This window comes from Shinella sp. WSJ-2 (assembly GCF_003432075.1).
In the GTDB taxonomy this organism is placed as follows: Bacteria; Pseudomonadota; Alphaproteobacteria; order Rhizobiales; family Rhizobiaceae; genus Shinella.
Window position 1 is genome coordinate 748,614 of sequence record NZ_QWBU01000001.1, and the last position, 12,151, is coordinate 760,764.

A 12,151-nucleotide genomic window follows, 5' to 3' on the forward strand; every position below is an offset into this window, starting at 1 on the left:
TGACTTCCAGCCGCTTTCGCGGTGGTGAAGACACGAATAACTTTTCTTGCGGACCACTTCCATGCAGATCATCGTGGGTCTCGGCAATCCGGGCGCAAAATATGCGGGCAACCGCCACAATATCGGTTTCATGGCGCTGGATGCGATCCACCGCAAGAACCCGTTCTCGCCCTGGTCGAAGAAATTCAAGGCCGAAATCGCCGAAGGCGAGATCGCTGGCGAGAAGGTGCTGCTCGTTAAGCCGCAGACTTTCATGAACCTATCGGGGGAATCGGTCGGCGAGGCGATGCGGTTCTTCAAACTCGCCCCGAAGGACATTGTTGCGATCTATGACGAACTCGATCTCGCACCCGGCAAGGTGCGCATCAAGGTCGGCGGCGGCCATGGCGGGCACAACGGCATCAAGTCGATCGACGCCCATTGCGGCAAGGAGTACCGGCGCATGCGCCTCGGCATCGGCCATCCCGGTGCCAAGGAGCTGGTGACCAACCACGTGCTCGGCGATTTCGCCAAGGCCGACCATATCTGGCTCGACCCGCTGCTCGACGAGCTGGCTCTCAACACCGACATGCTGGTGCGGGGTGAGGATTCGCAGCTGATGAACAAGCTGGTACTCGCCACCGGCAGCAAGCCGGAGGAGAAGGCCGCGCCCGAAAAGAAGCCCGGCGGCCAGTCCCACATCCGCCAGGCGCGAAACCACAACCAGCCGAAAATCCTGCCGACGACAGGCCCGATGGCGGAAATGCTGAAGAAGCTGCTCGGCAACAAGGGCGAATAAGAAGTAGCGGCTACTCTTCCGGCTCCGTCTGAAACAGCAATGGATAGCCCGCCTCCTTGGCGAGGTCCGTCGCCTCCTTCGCCTTGGTCTCGGCGATATCGCGGGCGCAGATGACGACGACGCAGGTGCCCATCTTGTGGGCCGTCATCATCACCCGGTAGCTCGTTTCCTCGGCCATGCGGAACACGGCCTTCAGCACCAGCACGACGAATTCGCGCGGCGTATAGTCGTCGTTGACGAGCAGAACCTTGTAGAGCTTCGGCCGTTCGAGCTTCGGCTTGGTTGATGTCTTCGGGGTGAGGGTCGTGTCACCATTGCTCATGGGAAGCTCCTCATGACGTTGGCTTCGAGCGATGTTGAGCCATTGTGCACCGCAGGAGGCGTGAGTTCAAGGCCCCGGTGCCGCCAAGCTCTTGACCCTGCCTCTCCCATCCCCCATAGCGAGGGCAACGATTTTCTTAAGACGAATGGACCATCTCCATGGGCTTCAAATGCGGTATCGTCGGCCTGCCGAATGTCGGCAAGTCGACCCTCTTCAATGCGCTGACCAAGACGGCGGCCGCCCAGGCGGCGAACTATCCCTTCTGCACCATCGAGCCGAACACCGGCGAAGTGGCGGTTCCCGATCCGCGCATGAAGGCGCTCGCCGCCATTGCCGGCTCCAACGAAATCATCCCGACGCGCATCTCCTTCGTCGACATCGCCGGCCTCGTGCGTGGCGCGTCGAAGGGTGAAGGCCTCGGCAACAAGTTCCTCGCCAATATCCGCGAAGTCGACGCCGTGGTGCACGTGCTGCGCTGCTTCGAGGACGACGACATCACTCATGTCGAAGGCCGCATCAATCCGGTGGGCGACGCCGACACGATCGAGACCGAGCTGATGCTCGCCGACCTCGAAAGCCTGGAGCGCCGCGTCGAGCAGACCCGCAAGCGCGCCGCCAGCAAGGACAAGGATTCGCTCGCCCAGCTGCCGATCATGGAAGCCGTGGTGAAGCTCCTGAACGAGGGCAAGCCGGCCCGTCTTCTCCTGAAGACGTTGGCGCCGGAAGAGATCGAGGTCCTGAAGGGCCTGAACCTGCTCACCTCACATCCGGTTCTTTACGTCTGCAACGTCGCGGAAGCCGATGCCTCGACCGGCAACGCGCACACCGAAGCAGTCGCCGCCATGGCTAGGGAACAGGGCGCGGAATGCGTCATCATCTCGGCTGCGATCGAATCCGAAGTCGCGCAGCTGCCGGAAGAAGAAGCCGAAGAATTCCTCTCGGCGCTCGGCCTCACGGAAGCTGGCCTCGACCGCCTCATCCGCGCCGGCTACCACCTGCTCGACCTCATCACCTATTTCACCGTCGGCCCTAAGGAAACGCGCGCCTGGACCATCGTGCGCGGCACCAAGGCCCCGCAGGCGGCCGGCGTCATCCATACCGATTTCGAACGCGGTTTCATCCGCGCCTTTACCATCTCCTATGACGACTACATCGCCTACAAGGGCGAAGTCGGTGCCAAGGAAGCCGGTAAGGGTCGCGACGAAGGCAAGGAATACGTGGTCAACGACGGCGACGTCATCCACTTCCGCTTCAACACGTAAGCGGCAAACATCTTGGCATCTTCAAGCTGCCGTCCCTCACCGGAGGGGCGGCAGTTTTTCTTTGAGCGCCAGAGGCAGCGGCGTCACCGTCCAGCGCCGGAAATGCGGCCAGCCGATACCGATAGTCAGAACGACGACGCCGACGATCAAAAGCGTCAGGAAGATATAGCTTTCGGGTGCGGCCGCCGTGCGCTGGAGCAGGCTTGCCGTGGCAAGGCCGAGCGAAAGCAGGCCTGACGTCACGAAGGCGCGTCGGTCGATAGCAAGGCCGATCCCCATCAGCACCACGACGATCGCGACGATAACAAGCGCCTCCGGCAGGCCCTTGTCGCTGCTGAACAGCGTGTCATTGGCGAAATCGCCGAGGAAGATGAAACAGAGCGTCGAATAGAGCAGCGCCGGCGCCGTGACCAGATGCAGCCAGAAGGCAATATCGGAGCGGCGTGAGACGCGAAACCGGTCCTCGAGATCATAAGCCATCGCCACGCCGAACAGCACCAGAGCGGCAGCAAGGAAGATGCCGGCGGAGAGCATCGGGTGATCGGTGATCATATCGGCGCTGCCCGTCAGCCGCGCCAGCGCCAGGAAGACGAGGCCGAGCGCCATGGCCGCCAGCGACAAGAACCACAGGCTGAGCGACAGCGGAATGCGATAGCGCCAGTAGAAGGGCGGCAAAAGCAGTGCGAAGGGCAGCATGGTCAGCAGGAAGTCGAGATAGGGGCTTTTCTCAGCGCCCAGGACATCGTCCAGCAGCAGCATCGTCGTGATGCCGATCCAGTGGGCATAGAGAAGCGTCAGCAGCACGGCGGGCAGAGCGAGGCGCTGCCGTTTCACGAGGATTTCCGCGAGGACGATGATGGCCGGCAGCGCGGCGAGGAAGGCGCCGATACCCCAGACGCCCGCCATGACGATCGCGACGCCGATAGTGATCAGCACATCATGGAAGCCGCGGATGAAGCGTGGCGCTTCCGTGTCCTCGACGGGTGCGATGGCGCGGTCTTCGGCAGGGCCGGCGATATCCAGCACGCGTGCTTCGGGAGGTGCGGCAAGGACGACGCCGCGCGCTTCCATATAAGGCAGCAGCGTGCTTGCCTGTTCGGCGGAGAGGATCCCCTCGCCTGCCGCACCGTCGAGCACGGATTTCAGCGTCTGCATCTGTCGTCGTCTCCTCGTGCGGCGTCGAGGCACCTTACCTGTCCGAAGCCCGCTGGCAAGAGCTTGCAAAACGCCGCCCCGCTCGCCATTGTCGGCCCGAAACAGGATGGACGAGACCGTGCCCAACTACACATTTGAAGACTTTACGCCGGGCCGGCGCTTCGACTTTTCGAAGCGTACGATGACGGCGGACGAGATCATCGCCTTCGCGCGGGAATTCGATCCGCAGCCGATGCATATGGACGAGGCCGCCGGCCGCGCCAGCATTCTCGGCGGGCTTGCGGCCTCCGGCTGGCACACGAGCGCTGTGATGATGCGCATGCTGTTCGAGGCCTATATCGACGGCTCCACCTCGGAGGGCTCACCCGGTGTCGACCTCATGGAATGGAAGCGCCCGGTGCTGGCGGGCGATACGCTCGGCGGCCATTGCGAGGTGCTGGATGCCCGAGTCTCGCGCTCGCGGCCGGAGATCGGCATCGTGCGCATGCGCGCCGAAGTGACCAACCAGCGTGGCGAGCTGGTTGCGGTCTCCGAATATATCAACATGATGCGCGTTGCCGAAAAGGATGCCGACCATGCGAATGGCTGAGCTTTATCCCTTCGGCGAGGCCGTCGAAATCGGATCCAACACGTTTACCGCCGAAGACATCATCCGCTTCGCCGGAAGTTTCGACCCGCAACCCTTCCATCTCGATGAGGAGCTGGCCAAACATGCCCTGTTCGGCGGCCTCTGCGCCTCGGGCTGGCATACCAGCGCCGGCTGGATGAAGTGCTTCGTGCCGTTCTGGCTCAGGGAATGCAAGCGCCTTGCCGCCGAGGGCATCGTGGCGCCGAATCTCGGCCCCTCGCCGGGCTTCACCAAGCTCGCCTGGCTGAAGCCGGTCTTTGCCGGCGATACCATCACCTATTCGGTGACGCTCATCGCCTCGCGCGAGCTGGCAACGCGCAAGGACCGACTGATCAATTCAATCCTCTGTGCCGGCCGCAACCAGAACGGCGAACCGGTCATCCGGTTCGAGAGCACGGTTCTGGAATTCGTCTGAGAAGGCGACGACGGGCTCAATGCCCGTCGAAGGCCACCAGGGTGCGCACCTCTACGCCAAGCGCTTCCAGCTTCTTGCGGCCGCCGATTTCCGGCAGGTCGATGACGAAGCAGGCGGCGACGATATCGGCGCCGATCTGGCGCAGCAGCTTGACAGCCGCTTCCGCCGTACCGCCGGTGGCGATGAGGTCGTCGACGAGGATCACCTTCTCGCCCGGCTTGATGGCGTCCTTGTGCATTTCCATCTCGTCCACGCCGTATTCCAGGCTGTAGGCGATGCGCACGGTCTCGTGCGGCAGCTTGCCCTTCTTGCGGATCGGCACGAAGCCGGTCGATAGCTGGTGCGCCATGGCGCCGCCGAGAATGAAGCCGCGCGCCTCGATGCCGGCGACCTTTGCGATGCCGACGCCCGCATAGGGATGCACCAGTTCATCCACCGCGCGACGGAAGGCGCGCGGATTGCCAAGCATGGTGGTGATGTCGCGGAAGATGATGCCGGGCTTGGGATAGTCCGGGATGCTGCGGATCGCGGCGACGAGCTCTTGTTCAACGGTAGGCATGGAATTTCCCGACTGCGGAAGGATTTTTCGGTTATCGCAGGTGCGTCACCGCCCCACAACAAAAAAGGCGGCCCGAAGGCCGCCTTTTGAACCGGGCGATAAATTCGCTCAGTGTTCCTTGTTCGCGTAGACCGACTTCTTCGTCAGGTAGATCAGGCCGGTGAAAATCACCAGGAAAACCATGACCATGAAGCCGGTGCGCTTGCGCTCTTCGAGATGCGGCTCGGCGGCCCACATCAGGAAGGACGCGACGTCGCGAGCGTACTGGTCGACCGTCTGCGGCGCGCCGTCGTCATAGGTGACCTGACCGTCGGAGATCGGCTTGGCCATGGCGAGCGCCGCAGCGTTTGCGAAGTACGGATTGTAGTGCGTGCCTTCGGCGACTTCGAGATGCGCCGGCTTCTCTTCATCGTAACCGGTAAGCAGGGAATAGATATAGTCCGGCCCACCTTCCTGATACTGGGTGAAGATGTCGAAAACGAACTGCGGGAAGCCGCGGGTAATGCCGCGTGCCTTGGCGATCAGCGAGAAGTCCGGCGGAGCCGCTCCATTGTTGGCGGCAGCAGCCGCTTCATGGTTGGCGAAGGGCGACGGGAAGTGGTCGGACGGAACGGCCTTGCGGGTGAACATCTCACCATCGCTGTTCGGGCCGTCCTGCACCTCATAGTTCGCCGCGAAAGCCTTAACCTGGCCTTCCGAGTAACCAAGATCTTCCAGCGTGCGGAAGGAAACGAGGTTCATCGAATGGCAGGCCGAACAGACTTCGGTGTAGACCTTCAGGCCGCGCTGAAGCTGGCCCTTGTCATACTTGCCGAAGGGACCGGCGAAGGTCCACTTCTCCTGCTTCGGATGATGGATCGGGTAATGCGGGGTGGCGTGTTCGGCCTCCGCACCCGCGGCAGGCGCCGCTTCTTCCGCCGTGGCGAAGGAGACGCCGAGACCGGCGACGAGTGCGAGCGACAGAATGCCTGCAACAAGCTTTTTCATTGTCATGGTTCCTTTCGCTCGCTCTCAGGCCTTGGCCAGCTTGGCGTTCTTCTTTTCCAGAACCGCTTCCGTGATCGAATTCGGAATGCGCTTCGGGGTCTCGATCAGGCCGAGGACCGGCATGATGGCGAGGAAGAAGCCGAAATAATAGAGCGTGCCGAGCTGCGAAAGGACGACGTAGATGCCTTCTGCGGGCATGGCGCCGAGCCAGCCGAGCATGATGGCATTGGCCACGAACAGCCAGAAGAACAGCTTGTACCAAGGGCGATAGACGGCCGAGCGAACCTTCGACGTGTCGAGCCAGGGCAGGAAGAACAGCACGATGATCGCGCCGAACATCACGAGGACGCCGCCAAGCTTGGAGTCGATCGGGCCGACGTTGAAGGTGATGGCGCGCAGCATCGCGTAGAACGGCAGGTAGTACCATTCCGGAACGATGTGGGCCGGGGTCTTCAGCGGGTCAGCCGGGATGTAGTTGTCCGGGTGGCCGAGATAGTTCGGCATGTAGAAGACGAACCAGGCGAAGACGATCAGGAAGACCGATACGCCGAGCGCATCCTTCAGCGTCGCATAGGGCGTGAAGGGAACCGTGTCGGTCTTGGACTTCACTTCGACGCCGGTCGGGTTGGTCTGGCCGGTCACGTGCAGCGCCCAGATGTGCAGGACGACGACGCCGGCGATCATGAAGGGCAGCAGGTAATGCATCGAGAAGAAGCGGTTCAGCGTCGGATTGTCGACAGCGAAGCCGCCGAGCAGGAACTGCTGGATCCACTCGCCGACCCACGGGAAGGCCGAGAAGAAGCCTGTGATAACGGTCGCACCCCAGAAGGACATCTGACCCCAGGGCAGAACGTAGCCCATGAAGCCGGTCGCCATCATCAGAAGGAAGATGACCACGCCAAGGATCCAGAGGATTTCGCGCGGCGCCTTGTAGGAGCCGTAGTAGAGGCCGCGGGCAATGTGGAGGTAGACCGCGATGAAGAAGAAGGACGCGCCGTTGGCGTGCATGTAACGCAGCAGCCATCCGTGGTTCACGTCACGCATGATCTTTTCGACCGAGTTGAACGCGACGGTCGTTTCGGCCGCATAGTGCATAGCCAGAACGACGCCGGTCAGGATCTGCACGATCAGCATCACCGACAGCATGGCGCCGAAGGTGTAGGCATAGTTCAGGTTGCGCGGGACCGGGTAGGAGACGAAGCTGTCATGGATCATGCGCGGCAGAGGCAGGCGCGAGTCGACCCACTTCTCGATGCCAGTCGTCGGCTGGTAGGTGGAATGTTCAGCACTCATTATCAGGTGTCCCCTCAACCGATCTTGATGACTGTGTCGGATACGAACGAGAAGGTCGGCACAGCAAGGTTCTGCGGGGCCGGACCCTTACGGATACGTCCAGCAGTGTCGTAGTGCGAACCGTGGCAGGGACAGAACCATCCGCCGAAATCGCCGGCCTGGCCGAGCGGAACGCAGCCCAGATGGGTACAGGAGCCGATCATGATGATCCAGTTTTCCTTGCCCTCGCCGGCGGAGCGGTCGAGGTCCGTCGCTTCGGCGTCGGCAGCGATGTTGGCATTGCGCGCGACCGGATCCTTCAGATCCGAAAGGGCGACGGCCTTGGCTTCTTCCACTTCCTTGTCGGTACGGTTGCGGATGAACACCGGCTTGCCGCGCCATTTGGCCGTCAGCGACATGCCGGGCGTCAGGCTGGAGACATCGACCTCGATGGAGGCGAGCGCCAGCGTGGACGCATCCGGACGCATCTGGTCGATGAACGGCCATGCAACCGCAACGCCGCCCACGACGCCCGCCATACCCGTGGTCAGGTAAAGAAAATCACGGCGAGTGGGCTCGCCCAGGGATTCGCTTGTTGTCTCGTGTTCGCTCACGGCTAAACCATCCTCTCACGCAAAGTCTGCGGAAAACCGCAACGCCCCTTTGGAAACCGGCAATTCCGGACACAATACGGCCATAGATTCCCCGTCAATCCGGCGCGTTCTATGCTTGATCGCAAATTATGTCCAGCCTTGGCAAGGGGTGGTGGGCACATTGTCGCGGGAAAAACGGAGCATCTTGACAAGGCACAGCCATCGCCTTGAACCTCAAGCGCTTCCCGGCTGAAAAGACAGTCGCGAAACGACGCTTTACAGCCCTATTGCGCCGCTTCCTCGCGGCCGAGGAACCCGCCCGACTGGCGCGACCAGAGATCGGCATAAAGCCCGCCCTTGGCGACGAGTGCGGCGTGGCTCCCCTCCTCCACGATCTCGCCGCGATCCATGACGATCAGACGGTCAAGCGCGGCAATGGTGGAGAGCCGATGGGCGATGGCAAGCACGGTCTTGCCACGCATGAGACGTTCGAGGTTCGACTGGATCGCCGCCTCGACTTCGCTGTCGAGCGCCGAGGTCGCCTCGTCGAGCACGAGGATCGGCGCATCCTTCAGCATGACGCGGGCAATCGCGATACGCTGGCGCTGGCCGCCGGAGAGCTTCACCCCGCGCTCGCCGACATGAGCGTCGTATCCGGTACGGCCGCGCTGGTCCTCAAGCGAGAGGATGAAATCATGCGCCTCGGCCTTTTTCGCCGCCTCGATCATCTGCGCTTCGCTGGCATCGGGATTGCCGAAGAGGATGTTGTCGCGGATCGAGCGATGCAGCAGCGCCGTATCCTGGCTGACCATGCCGATATTGGCGCGCAGGCTTTCCTGCGTGACCGCAGCGATATCCTCGCCGCCAACCAGAATGCGGCCGCCTTCCAGGTCGTAGAAGCGCAGAAGCAGGTTGACGAGCGTCGACTTGCCGGCACCCGAGCGCCCGACGATGCCAACCTTTTCGCCGGGGCGCACGACAAGCGTCAGGTCATCGATGACGCCCGAGGCGCGGCCGTAGTGGAAGCGCACGTGCTCAAACCGGATTTCGGGATGCGCCACCGTCATGACCTTGGCGTCCGCCCGGTCGGTGAGGCCGATCGGCTGGGAGATCAGGTCTGCGGAATTCTGGATCGTGCCGATATTGCGCATGATGCCGTTGAGCTGCGTCATCAGCCGGTTCAGAAGGAAGTTTAGACGCAGCACCAGCGCCAAGGTGAACGCCACGGCGCCCGAGCTGATGATGCCGGTCAGCCAGAGATGTATGCACAGCACCGCCATGACCGCGATCATCAGGCCGGAAAGAAAGGCAAGCGAGGCGCGCAGCGACGTCAGCAGGCGCGTGAAATTCAGGATCGTCGTCTGGAAGATGTCGAAACCGTCGCGCATGTAACGATCGTTCGCATCGTCGCGGCCGAACAGCTTCAGCGTCTGGATATTCGAATAGGCATCGACCATTCGGCCACTGATCATCGACCCGGCTTCCGCCGATTGGCGCGCATGCTCGCGGATGCGCGGTACGAAATAGCGCGCGAGCACCGCAAAGATCGACAGCCAGACGAGCAGCACCACCGCCAGCCGCCAATCGAGCTGGCCGAGCAGAACCAGCGTCGAGACCGTATAGATCGAGACAAACCAGATACTCTCCATGAAGGAGGTGATGACGTCACCCGTCGCCTGCCCCGCCGACCAGACCTTTGTGACGATCCGCCCGGAGAAATCGTTCTGGAAGAAGGACAGCGACTGGCGCGCGACATGCACATAAGATTGCCAGCGCACCAGATTGTAGAAGCCCGGCGTGATGACCTGCTGGTCGATCAACGCCGTCAGGAAGGCAACGATGAAGCGCACGACGCCGATCAGCCCGAGCATGACAAGCAGCTCCGGCCCATGCGCCGAGAGGAGCCCGCTCCACCCCTCGCCCGGCGTCACCGTCGCCAGCATGTCGACCAGCCGCCCGACGAACCAGAACGTCGCCGCCTCGATACCCGCCGTGATGCCGCCGAGCACCAGCAACGCCAGAAATGGCGCCTTCGCCTGACGTACATAGAACCAGACGAACGCCATCAATCCCTGAGGCGGCCGCAGATCATCGCGCCGTGCGAAGGGTTGGATCCATGTCTCGAAAAAAGAGAAAAGCGGGCGGAAGATCATGCCTTGGATATAGGCCGTTTTGGGTGGCGGGCAAATTAAAGATCGGAAAGAAAAAGGCCGATCCCGCATCGGGACCGGCCTTTGTTTTTGCTATTCCGCCGCCACTTCCGCCTCGGTCGCGTCATCGGCGATGAACCCGCCCGACTGGCGGGTCCAGAGGTCGGCGTAGATGCCGCCGGTCGCTACGAGCTCGGCGTGGGTGCCGGTCTCGGCGAGGCGGCCCTTGTCGAGCACGACGATGCGGTCCATCTCCGTCAGCGTCGACAGGCGGTGGGCGATCGCGATCACCGTCTTGCCCTGCATGAGGGCGAAGAGGTTGTCCTGGATCGCCGCCTCGACTTCCGAATCGAGTGCCGAGGTCGCCTCGTCCAGCACCAAGATCGGCGCGTCCTTCAGGAAGACGCGGGCAATCGCGATGCGCTGACGCTGGCCGCCCGAGAGCTTCACGCCACGCTCGCCGACCTGGGCATCGAGGCCCGTGCGGCCCTGCTGGTCGGTGAGGCTTTCGATGAAGTCCCAGGCGTTGGCGCGCTTGGCCGCCTCGATGATCTCCGCATCCGTCGCTTCCGGCTTGCCATAAGCGATGTTGTCGCGGATCGAGCGGTGCAAGAGCGACGTGTCCTGCGTCACAACGCCGATCTGCGAGCGCAGGCTGTCCTGCGTCACCGTCGCGATATCCTTGCCGTCGATGGTGATCTTGCCGGACTCCAGATCGTAGAAGCGCAAAAGCACGTTCATCAACGTCGTCTTGCCCGCGCCGGAGCGGCCAACAAGGCCGACTTTCTCGCCCGCGCCAATGGTGAGCGACAGGTCCTCGATCACGCCCTTGTTCTTGCCGTAGTGGAAGCGGACGTGGTCGAAGGCGATCGCGCCCTTGGCGTCCGGCAAAGCCGGTGCTTCGGGGTTGTCCTGGATGTCGTGCGGCTTGGTCATCATGCCCATGCCGTCATAGACCGTGCCGATATTTTCGAACAGCGCGGTCACTTCCCACATCACCCACTGCGACATGCCGTTGATGCGCATGACGAGACCCATGGCCACCGCCACCGCACCGACCGAGACATCTCCGTTCATCCAGAAATAGATGCCGATCGCGGCCGTGAAGAACATCGTCAATACGTTGTTGATATCGATTGCGATGTTGAACAGCGTGATCTTGCGCATCTGCGCATGCACGGTCTGAAGGAACTCGTCCATGCCGGCACGGGCATAGGTTTCCTCCCGGCCGGCATGTGAGAACAGCTTGACGGTCGCGATGTTGGTATAGCTGTCGACGATCCGGCCCGTCATCATCGAGCGCGCATCCGCCTGCTCGCGCGAAATCCGCATGAGCTTGGGCACGAAATAGCGCAGGATCGATACATACACGACGAACCACACGAGCAGCGGCACGACGAGACGCAGGTCCGCCGCGGCGATGATCGCGATCATCGAGATGAAGTAGCTCACCACATAGATGAAGACGTCGATGATCTTCATCACGGTTTCGCGCACGGCGAGCGCCGTCTGCATCACCTTCGTCGAGACGCGGCCGGCGAACTCGTTGGAGAAGAAGGTCATGCTCTGGCGGATGAGGTAGCGGTGCATCTGCCAGCGGGCGATCATCGGGAAATTGCCCGCAAGCGCCTGGTGCATGGTCATGGTGTGCAGCGCGCCGAACCCCGGAATGAGGACGAGCAGCAGCACGGCCATCCACACCAGCGTTCCGCCCTCGCGGGCGAGGAACGTGTGGGGATCGCCGGCCGAAAGCCAGTCGACGATATTGCCGAGGAACTGGAACAGCAGCACTTCCGCAATGCCGAGCGCCATCGAGCAGAAACCAAGCACGAAGAGCCAGGGGGCCGCCGGCTTGGTATAATGCCACAGGAAGGCGAACAGGCCCTTCGGCGGAAGCGAAGGGGCCTCGGAAGGATAGGGATTCAAACGTCTTTCGAACCAGCCGAACATGGCTATCTCCGTAATATCAAATGACGGAACCAGGCAGACGGCGCAAAACGGGCGCAGCCGGGACCGAGATTCCGAGAGAT

The 12,151-nt window shown here is 62.1% G+C and carries 12 protein-coding genes; 4 read left to right on the forward strand and 8 right to left on the reverse strand.

Going from position 1 to position 12,151, the window contains the following annotated elements; all coding sequences use genetic code 11:
• Window positions 1–61: 61 nt before the first annotated feature.
• Window positions 62–778, forward strand: coding sequence for an aminoacyl-tRNA hydrolase (pth, locus tag D0Y60_RS03565; protein ID WP_117366767.1), 717 nt, complete (start codon window positions 62–64; stop codon window positions 776–778).
• Between the two features lie 10 nt (window positions 779–788).
• Here pth and clpS read toward each other — a convergent pair whose 3' ends face one another.
• Window positions 789–1,100 (reverse strand): ATP-dependent Clp protease adapter ClpS, encoded by a 312-nt coding sequence (gene clpS, locus D0Y60_RS03570; RefSeq protein WP_117366769.1) that lies wholly within the window; start codon window positions 1,098–1,100, stop codon window positions 789–791.
• Between the two features lie 158 nt (window positions 1,101–1,258).
• Here clpS and ychF point away from each other — a divergent pair, with 158 nt between their 5' ends.
• Entirely contained in the window at window positions 1,259–2,362 is a 1,104-nt protein-coding gene (ychF, locus tag D0Y60_RS03575) for a redox-regulated ATPase YchF (protein WP_117366771.1), read from the forward strand.
• 36 nt (window positions 2,363–2,398) lie between these two features.
• On the opposite strand, the gene D0Y60_RS03580 is transcribed toward ychF, so the two are convergent.
• A complete protein-coding gene (locus D0Y60_RS03580; protein ID WP_117366773.1) occupies window positions 2,399–3,517 on the reverse strand; it encodes a hypothetical protein in 1,119 nt (372 codons plus the stop codon).
• Between the two features lie 106 nt (window positions 3,518–3,623).
• On the opposite strand from D0Y60_RS03580, the gene D0Y60_RS03585 reads away from it, so the two are divergent.
• Together D0Y60_RS03585 and D0Y60_RS03590 are read left to right on the forward strand one after the other, a co-directional pair.
• Complete coding sequence (locus tag D0Y60_RS03585; protein WP_117366775.1) at window positions 3,624–4,106, forward strand: MaoC family dehydratase; 483 nt, start codon at window positions 3,624–3,626, stop codon at window positions 4,104–4,106.
• Window positions 4,093–4,560, forward strand: a complete 468-nt coding sequence (locus tag D0Y60_RS03590) for a MaoC family dehydratase (RefSeq protein ID WP_117367086.1) — start codon at window positions 4,093–4,095, stop codon at window positions 4,558–4,560. The genes D0Y60_RS03585 and D0Y60_RS03590 overlap by 14 nt, the downstream gene beginning before the upstream one ends.
• 16 nt (window positions 4,561–4,576) lie before the next feature.
• Here D0Y60_RS03590 and D0Y60_RS03595 read toward each other — a convergent pair whose 3' ends face one another.
• The 6 genes from D0Y60_RS03595 to D0Y60_RS03620 all read right to left on the reverse strand — a co-directional run bounded on the left by D0Y60_RS03595 (window position 4,577) and on the right by D0Y60_RS03620 (window position 12,071).
• On the reverse strand, window positions 4,577–5,119 hold the full coding sequence (locus D0Y60_RS03595) for an adenine phosphoribosyltransferase (RefSeq protein WP_117366777.1): 543 nt from the start codon (window positions 5,117–5,119) through the stop codon (window positions 4,577–4,579).
• Between the two features lie 108 nt (window positions 5,120–5,227).
• A complete protein-coding gene (locus D0Y60_RS03600; protein WP_117366779.1) occupies window positions 5,228–6,106 on the reverse strand; it encodes a cytochrome c1 in 879 nt (292 codons plus the stop codon).
• A 24-nt stretch (window positions 6,107–6,130) separates the two neighbouring features.
• Window positions 6,131–7,399, reverse strand: a complete 1,269-nt coding sequence (locus D0Y60_RS03605; protein ID WP_117366781.1) for a cytochrome b N-terminal domain-containing protein — start codon at window positions 7,397–7,399, stop codon at window positions 6,131–6,133.
• A 14-nt stretch (window positions 7,400–7,413) separates the two neighbouring features.
• On the reverse strand, window positions 7,414–7,992 hold the full coding sequence (gene petA, locus D0Y60_RS03610) for a ubiquinol-cytochrome c reductase iron-sulfur subunit (RefSeq protein ID WP_117366783.1): 579 nt from the start codon (window positions 7,990–7,992) through the stop codon (window positions 7,414–7,416).
• A gap of 263 nt (window positions 7,993–8,255) precedes the next feature.
• Window positions 8,256–10,124 (reverse strand): ABC transporter ATP-binding protein, encoded by a 1,869-nt coding sequence (locus D0Y60_RS03615; protein ID WP_117366785.1) that lies wholly within the window; start codon window positions 10,122–10,124, stop codon window positions 8,256–8,258.
• Window positions 10,125–10,214: 90 nt separating this feature from the next.
• Entirely contained in the window at window positions 10,215–12,071 is a 1,857-nt protein-coding gene (locus D0Y60_RS03620) for an ABC transporter ATP-binding protein (protein WP_117366787.1), read from the reverse strand.
• Window positions 12,072–12,151: the final 80 nt, after the last annotated feature.

Coding starts and splice junctions, on each gene's coding strand:
- clpS (WP_117366769.1), bottom strand. CDS start 1,100: ATGAGCAATGGTGACACGACCCTCACCCCGAAGACATCAACCAAGCCG.
- D0Y60_RS03605 (WP_117366781.1), bottom strand. CDS start 7,399: ATGAGTGCTGAACATTCCACCTACCAGCCGACGACTGGCATCGAGAAG.
- D0Y60_RS03590 (WP_117367086.1), top strand. CDS start 4,093: ATGCGAATGGCTGAGCTTTATCCCTTCGGCGAGGCCGTCGAAATCGGA.
- D0Y60_RS03580 (WP_117366773.1), bottom strand. CDS start 3,517: ATGCAGACGCTGAAATCCGTGCTCGACGGTGCGGCAGGCGAGGGGATC.
- pth (WP_117366767.1), top strand. CDS start 62: ATGCAGATCATCGTGGGTCTCGGCAATCCGGGCGCAAAATATGCGGGC.
- D0Y60_RS03615 (WP_117366785.1), bottom strand. CDS start 10,124: ATGATCTTCCGCCCGCTTTTCTCTTTTTTCGAGACATGGATCCAACCC.
- D0Y60_RS03600 (WP_117366779.1), bottom strand. CDS start 6,106: ATGAAAAAGCTTGTTGCAGGCATTCTGTCGCTCGCACTCGTCGCCGGT.
- D0Y60_RS03595 (WP_117366777.1), bottom strand. CDS start 5,119: ATGCCTACCGTTGAACAAGAGCTCGTCGCCGCGATCCGCAGCATCCCG.
- D0Y60_RS03620 (WP_117366787.1), bottom strand. CDS start 12,071: ATGTTCGGCTGGTTCGAAAGACGTTTGAATCCCTATCCTTCCGAGGCC.
- ychF (WP_117366771.1), top strand. CDS start 1,259: ATGGGCTTCAAATGCGGTATCGTCGGCCTGCCGAATGTCGGCAAGTCG.
- D0Y60_RS03585 (WP_117366775.1), top strand. CDS start 3,624: ATGGACGAGACCGTGCCCAACTACACATTTGAAGACTTTACGCCGGGC.